Here is a 6,824-nt window from a genome sequence, read left to right on the forward strand (position 1 = left end):
ATTCTCTTGTCTTATTTGAATATGGTGGAAAGAATTTCTTCCACCAATTGAGCACTCATTAAGCTATCGTTAAGACTGAAAAGTGGCGATTCTACTTTTCCTTGTCCAATACAGCTTACTACCTCTTCAATTTCATGTGCATAGCCGGTGCTTTTATACGGTAACTCTACTACAGTTATATCATCACCTTTTACTATTTCGTAAGAGTCTGCTTTCCAAAACATTGGCATCCTAACAAACCCTTTATCGCCATAAATACAAGCTTCTTTGTTAGTGTGAAAGGTAACACTTCCCATCACTTGGGCTAGCTTGTTATTTCCAAAATCAAATTGTATTTGAATCGTCTCATCTACTCCTGTTTCTGATTTAATGGCGTGTGCTGCAAAGTGCTGAGGTTTCCATCCAAATAAGTCAGAAATAATGGTCAATGGGTATACGCCAACATCATAAAGTGCTCCACCGGCTAGCTCAGGGTTGAGCAAACGGCCTTCTTTTGTAAGTTTATCCTCCGACCGAAAACCGAAGCTGGCCGTGGCATAATTGACCTTGCCTATTTCACCAGATTTCACACAATTTATGGCCGATTTGTAGGCGGGTAAAAACCTCATCCACATGGCTTCCATTAAGAATTTACCCGATGATTTAGCCACTTCGGTCATCTTAGCAATCTCTTGACTGCTGATACCCATTGGTTTTTCACAAAGCACATGCTTACCTGCTTTTAGGGCAGCAATGGTATTATCACAATGGAAATTGTGGGTAGTACTTATGTAAACGACGTCTATATTATCATCTGCCAATAGAGACTCGTAGGAGTCGTAAACTTTCACTCCAGGAAATTCTTCTTGTAAAGCGACAGCGTTCGACCTAGAAGCAAATGCGTAGGGTATTTCCCCATCAACCGATTCTAAGCTCTCTAAAAATTTTCTCGCAATTCTTCCAAATCCTATAAATCCCCAATTCATAGAACTAAGAAAGGGAATTGATCCTAAAAATCAATTGGCAATTTTGAATAAGAAGAAAAATTGAAAACTCTCGTTTCTAAGATTTCTGGTATCAAGTGCCGGATCTAACGCTACCATATCGGTAAAACCCTTGGTATATCGAAGACCGAAATTGACAAAATAATCAAGCGCAAAACTTACACCTACAGTTCCGGCAACTTCCCATTTTCTGGTATAAGTTCCTGTTAAGTCAACCTTAGTAGTATCATTGAAACGGTTTTTAGGGCTCATTAAATATGAGAATTCTGGGCCAACACTAATTTTAATTTTGTCGGTAGGATAAAGGTCAAGTAACACTGGCGTACTCAAAAAGTTGAATCTATAATCCAATTCACTGTCGTCTACCCTTGTGCCTTTCAAATGATAACCAGGCTCTATCGAGAAACCAAATGCTGAATTCTTGAACCTGTTATTAAAAACAAGGGCAATATTTGTCGATGGCCTTCTTGATAAGTCGAACTGAGGAGAACCTTCAGTTTGAACACCTGCCAAGCCATATCCAATTCTTAATCCAGTATAAAAATCCTGACTAAATCCCTGTGTTACCAATATTGTGAAAAAGCAGAAAAGTAGTAGCGTCTTGAACTTCATCGATTTACTTGTTAGTGCGTGTTTTATCAATTATGCGTTTCCAGCACGTAATTAACCGATAAACTTTCTTAAAACAAGAAAAGAGTTCTACAAAGAAGTCAATTTTCTAAATGAATGGTACAAAAGATTATTTCAGCTTAAGAACTAGGTTAGTGCCAAAACTTAAGAATTTAACTTCTCCTTGACCAATTCCGGTAAGCGGCAGTTTCATAAATGGCTCTATTCCTAGCTTAAATTTTTTACTTATACCCGTCTCATATCCGACACTGAAATTTGCGATACCCAGAAGGTGATTATTCTCCCCTCTTATTTGACTAGTAGGTGCCCAATTTGGACTAGGCCTAGTATACTCATAGTCATAATCTTCTCTCAGCATAAGGTAAGTGGAAACGCCACCACCGATGAACCATTGGTTGCCATTTTTAGTATTGAAATACCTTCTCAAATTAATCGGAATGTCAATGACAAAACAAACGGCTTCCGCTCGTATTAAATTGTCTGATCGGCCTCCTGGCCAAGCTGATGTGTTGTACTCTGATCCTAGTGCGCTATATCTTTTTACAGCGTAAGTCAGCCCCGATTGGAGTGTCCAATTATTAGCAATTCTGTATTCTGCCACTAGTCCAAGCATGGTGCCCGGTTTTGTGAAACCATCGAGCCCCGTCGCACTAAGATCTAATGAAACCATTACACCGAACGACCATTTTTTTAATTGCTGCATGCTATCAACTTTTGGCGTTCGATAGTTCCCTGAATCTAAAGTCATGGGCTTTATTGACTGATCGAATAGATACAATGGTGGGAACCATTCAGGTGTAATGGTTTCGAAACTAACTCCGTATAAGTCGGCTTCTCGCTTTCCAATACTATCATTCACTGCATTGGGCTGCGAGAGCTCAAAATAGTTTACCTCCTTTTTGCTATTTACATTCGCATTAAGCTCTTTTATGGCTTCTTCCTTATTGTCATTCGAATTGTCACCAGCTACAGATTTTTGCTGAGCATTTTGATCAGTTTTTTTATTCGCTTCCTCTTTTAACTCATTATTGCTAGTCGTATTACCTGCATTTATCGTATTCGTCTTAGCATCAACGACAAAAGGTTGGGCTTCCTTCTGGTCTATCTGAACAGTTTTATTTTCTTGTGTTTCGTTCTGGTTTGTACTTGCCTGCTGACCTGATGCTTCTTTCGAGGATTCCGATGACTTTTCTGCTCCTTGCTTGACTGATGCTTTGGAGCTTTCCCCATCTAGAGTATTCTCAGAATCTTTTGCTGCTTCTGGCTCAGCAGTACGTGAGCTTTCAAGCTGTTTGCTATTAGTTTGAGTAGCACCGTTTTCATTCAACACATCTCTAGATTCGCCTACAGGTCTAAAAATCAAAAAGATGATGATCGCTATTACGCCAAGGCCTCCCCCTATTTTCCACCACGGAATTACACGCTTCGGTGGAGCCATTTTTGCTTCCATAGCCGACCATGCCGCTGGATTGAACTCAAAATGAGCTCCCGCAGCCGCTTCTCTCGCTAATTGATCCAACGGATCCCCTCCTTGTGGCTTAGACTTATCCATATTGGTACTCCTCCTTCCCAAGCATTGCTCTTAGCGCTGCTTTTGCTCTCGTCAAGTTTGCTTTTGAAGTACTAGTTGTAATACCCAGTTGTTCAGCAATCTCGTGGTGTTTAAAACCATCTATTACGTATAAGTTAAATACAGCTCTATACGCCGGAGACAATTCACCTATCTTGGTCAATATTTCTTGATAGTCAAGATTATGATCTGGTGCCTCTTGCGTAGTACTTTCCACTGCTGCTTCCGTAATATCTACTAGATGATTATGCTTTGCATTCTTTTTTATGTGATCAATACATGTATTAACCAGAATTCTTCTCAACCAAGGCTTGAAAGATTTCTCAATGTCGAATTTTTCAATACTCTTGAAAATCTTAAGAAAGCCGTCATTTAGAACCTCTACAGCATCTGCTTCAGAACCTGTATAGCGCAGACAAATAGACATACCATAGCTATAGAAATTGCGATACAATTCCTGCTGGCTTTGCCTATCTTGCTCCTTGCAGCCTATGATAATTGCTTCCAATATTTTTCGATCTTGGTCGATTGCAGCCCACTTTAATAACATCAATACTTAATCCTTTAAAAAAAGGCTGCCTCTGAGAGGAAAATAAAGTATAAGCTATTGTTAGGGCTAAAAAGGTTTATTGAGCTTCAAGTTAATTGAATGCTACCTTATATGTGTATAAATCCGAGCTAATTTCTTGTTTGGGACACCAAGCGCCCAAAGTGTGGCTATTGTAATAAAGATTATATTAGACTTAAGCACTCCCCATTTTGCCACTCTTCTGTCCGAAGAATAAACTTTATGATCAATCTGCTTTATTCGACCAATTCGATTCATTTTGATACACAGGTCGGCCTCTTCCATAATCTCCATTTCTGTATTAAAGCCTCCTGATCGCGTGTAATCTTCCTTTTTACAAAACATCAGCTGATCTCCGAAAAGTAATCTCAAGCCTTTAAACGAAGCACGATATGGGTTGTAAATGAATGGCGCATAGTAGGTTTTAACCCTGTTATGGAACGAAGTCATTCGTTGGTTGCAAGAGCCTTGCATTATGCTTCGAAAGCCGGCTAAAACCACTTCGTCGCTGAGTGTTTCTTGAACGATATTGACTAAATCAAGTGGAGGATAGGTATCGGCATGGAGAAAACATAAAATCTCACCTGACGCTTTTTTTGCACCTAAATCCATTTGAGCAGCACGACCAAGTTTGGGAGAATCGATCAAACGAAATTGATGTGCTGCTATTAAGTGTTTTGTATTATCCGAACTTCCCCCATCTACGATAATAATTTCGTGAGGGGCAGGTTCTAATTGATCAATATGGTGTAATACTGCCTCAATGCATGACGCCTCATTGTATGTAGGTATTATGATGGAGACAGTTACCATTTATGGGATTGAATTACGGCCCAAATCTTCGTGTGCGGCTACCCAGTCTAAGGATGAAATAGCAGCGCCCAGTGAAATTTCTCCTGCTAATACAACGCCGGCCATAATTTCAGCTAATTTTTTGGCTTTTCCTGACCCATAGCAACCAACCATTTCTAGACAATCTCTTTGAGTTGGGAGTGCAGTTCCTCCACCAACTGTTCCCACAATTAATGAGGGAAGGGTAACAGTCCCATAAAGGCTGCCATCGGCTAATACCTCAGTATGTAAAAAGCCTGCTGTACTTTCGGCCAGATTGGCTACGTCTTGCCCAAAAGCTATAAACATAGCGGCTAATGCATTTGCAGTATGCAAGCCATTGTTATTAACGCCGGCCATCATTCCACCTAGATTGGCTACACCTAAATGTCTTTGTAATTGATGAGCATCTACACCAAAGTTCTTTACTAATAATTCTTCAGGAAATGTAACCTCAGCAATTACTCTCTTACCTCTAGAATTTAATGAATTGATAAAAGAGTGCTTCTTATCGCTAGCCATATTTGACTCAAGAAAGAAGTGCTGTACACCATCATAAACCTCTAAAATCCATTGACAAATCTGAAAGGTGGCTTTATTTACCATATTTTGGCCAGCTGCATCTCCCGTAAAAAAGTTGAAGCGTAAAAAAACATTATTTCCTGCCTGATAAACTTCTACTGAATCGTATTTAAGGTGGTTTGATCCTATTTCAGCCTGTGCTTTTAAATCTTTGGAAACGGTTTTAATCCACTTTCCAAAATCGACGGCTTTTATGAGGGTATCAAAAATAAAAACAGGTGCACGCTGCATGCTATCTTGGATAACTCTACAATTCACTCCCCCTACCTCATTTACGAGTTTGATTCCTTTGTTGTACGAAGCCACCAAGGTGCCTTCCGTAGTGGCTAAAGGAACAAGGTATTCGCCTTGCGCATGTTCTCCATTCACTTTTATAGGCCCTGCAATACCCATTGGAATTTTGGCAAACCCGGTAAGGTGCTCAATATTACCTTGATAAACGGTTGTATCTTCAATCGGATTACTGATATTCTTCGGGTTCGAACCCGAAAAGGACTGAACAAATTCTTGCCTTTCTTTAATGGCTTCTTTGCCATAATCAGCATTATGAATTCTAGGAATCTTTATGGCACGTTCTTCCTTATGTGCATTTACCTGATCAGTTATACTAAAGCTTAGCTTACCGAATGGCTTTGTATCGAATTTGAAACTTAAATCTAGGTTTTTGGCGCCATTAAGTTGTGATACTACCAGCACATTGAAGCTTTTTCCCAATTTTAGTCCAAAGCCGTTTTGTTTATTAATCTCTTCAATGGAAAGCCATTTTCCGTCGCCTAAATCAGCAAATATTTGATCTTTTTGGATTTCACTTCCTTCAATAGAAAGATGACTCAGGCCTTCGAAGTGGACATCTATCAGTCTATTCTTAATGTTAAAAGTAAAGCCTTCATTTGCTTTTGTTAGACTACCTCGGGTGTAGAGTTTTTTGAGTAATGATTTGGGTATAAAATTCATTGGATTTGTAAAACCTTAAAAAAGTATTTCCTCAGTTTTCATCCTAAAAAAATACGCTGAATGAGAACTGAACTATCCGATTTCCGCTATTGTTCAAGGGTTCGAAATTAAGGAATAGGATGTAAAAAGCAGCCTGAATATTAGATAGTCTTATCCAGAAAGAACAGAAGCTTACATATATGCCCCGTTTTTAGTAATGGGCAATCGATCATTGAGTATAAAAGCAGTACCAAACTCGTACAGTCTGGCGTATATTCACCAAAACACTTCTAACACGTATTTAATGGAAAATGCTTAATTATTATGAATTTAAGATTAAGTATTTAACAAGCTGAGATAGTCTGAAATCATTCTAAGTGATAAGAATTATTTCCTACTGCATAAACTCGGCATGATAATGTGGTGCCTTTAGCAAACTGTTACTTAAAAACATTAATGGTATAATTCCCTCGAATACCGGCTCTCCTACTGCCTGCATGGAAGAAGGAGAAACTAAATTCAGTCAGATTTAAGGTATTTATAGTTATCTCCTCTCCTGTATCTAGTGTAAGTACTGTACCTGCATCGTCTGTCCAATCCCAAGTTCCTGTGGCATTGAATAAGTCTGCTCCATTTGTGGTTTGATAGGTACCATCAGCAAATGAAAGTGTAAATCCCGGGTAGTTCAGCGATATGTCTTCATTATCTAAAAGAATACTTCCTTGAG

General features: G+C 39.1%; 7 protein-coding genes. All 7 read right to left on the bottom strand.

What is annotated here, in order from left to right; translation table 11 throughout:
• Nucleotides 1-11: 11 nt before the first annotated feature.
• A complete protein-coding gene (locus JXQ92_RS18690) occupies nucleotides 12-965 on the bottom strand; it encodes a Gfo/Idh/MocA family protein (RefSeq protein WP_421988170.1) in 954 nt (317 codons plus the stop codon).
• 30 nt (nucleotides 966-995) lie between these two features.
• Nucleotides 996-1,595: a porin family protein gene (locus JXQ92_RS18695; protein ID WP_421988171.1), complete on the bottom strand. Its 600-nt coding sequence runs from the start codon at nucleotides 1,593-1,595 to the stop codon at nucleotides 996-998.
• Between the two features lie 127 nt (nucleotides 1,596-1,722).
• Nucleotides 1,723-3,165, bottom strand: a complete 1,443-nt coding sequence (locus tag JXQ92_RS18700) for an outer membrane beta-barrel protein (protein ID WP_421988172.1) — start codon at nucleotides 3,163-3,165, stop codon at nucleotides 1,723-1,725.
• Nucleotides 3,158-3,733 (bottom strand): RNA polymerase sigma factor, encoded by a 576-nt coding sequence (locus tag JXQ92_RS18705; protein ID WP_421988176.1) that lies wholly within the window; start codon nucleotides 3,731-3,733, stop codon nucleotides 3,158-3,160. The genes JXQ92_RS18700 and JXQ92_RS18705 overlap by 8 nt, the downstream gene beginning before the upstream one ends.
• 102 nt (nucleotides 3,734-3,835) lie before the next feature.
• Nucleotides 3,836-4,564, bottom strand: a complete 729-nt coding sequence (locus JXQ92_RS18710; RefSeq protein WP_421988173.1) for a TIGR04283 family arsenosugar biosynthesis glycosyltransferase — start codon at nucleotides 4,562-4,564, stop codon at nucleotides 3,836-3,838.
• Nucleotides 4,565-6,118 carry a hydroxymethylglutaryl-CoA reductase gene (locus tag JXQ92_RS18715; protein WP_421988174.1) on the bottom strand — a complete coding sequence of 518 codons (1,554 nt, stop codon included), beginning with the start codon at nucleotides 6,116-6,118 and terminating at the stop codon, nucleotides 4,565-4,567. It abuts the gene before it with no gap.
• 419 nt (nucleotides 6,119-6,537) lie between these two features.
• Nucleotides 6,538-6,824, bottom strand: a 287-nt coding sequence (locus tag JXQ92_RS18720) for a hypothetical protein (RefSeq protein ID WP_421988175.1), incomplete at its 5' end; no start/stop codon positions are given.

The sequence above is a fragment of the Roseivirga sp. genome, from assembly GCF_049099775.1.
Lineage (GTDB): Bacteria > Bacteroidota > Bacteroidia > Cytophagales > Cyclobacteriaceae > Roseivirga.

Bases quoted from the DNA above. Each gene is read 5' to 3' on its own strand.
- JXQ92_RS18690 (WP_421988170.1), bottom strand. From the start codon at position 965: ATGAATTGGGGATTTATAGGATTTGGAAGAATTGCGAGAAAATTTTTA.
- JXQ92_RS18695 (WP_421988171.1), bottom strand. From the start codon at position 1,595: ATGAAGTTCAAGACGCTACTACTTTTCTGCTTTTTCACAATATTGGTA.
- JXQ92_RS18700 (WP_421988172.1), bottom strand. From the start codon at position 3,165: ATGGATAAGTCTAAGCCACAAGGAGGGGATCCGTTGGATCAATTAGCG.
- JXQ92_RS18705 (WP_421988176.1), bottom strand. From the start codon at position 3,733: ATGTTATTAAAGTGGGCTGCAATCGACCAAGATCGAAAAATATTGGAA.
- JXQ92_RS18710 (WP_421988173.1), bottom strand. From the start codon at position 4,564: ATGGTAACTGTCTCCATCATAATACCTACATACAATGAGGCGTCATGC.
- JXQ92_RS18715 (WP_421988174.1), bottom strand. From the start codon at position 6,118: ATGAATTTTATACCCAAATCATTACTCAAAAAACTCTACACCCGAGGT.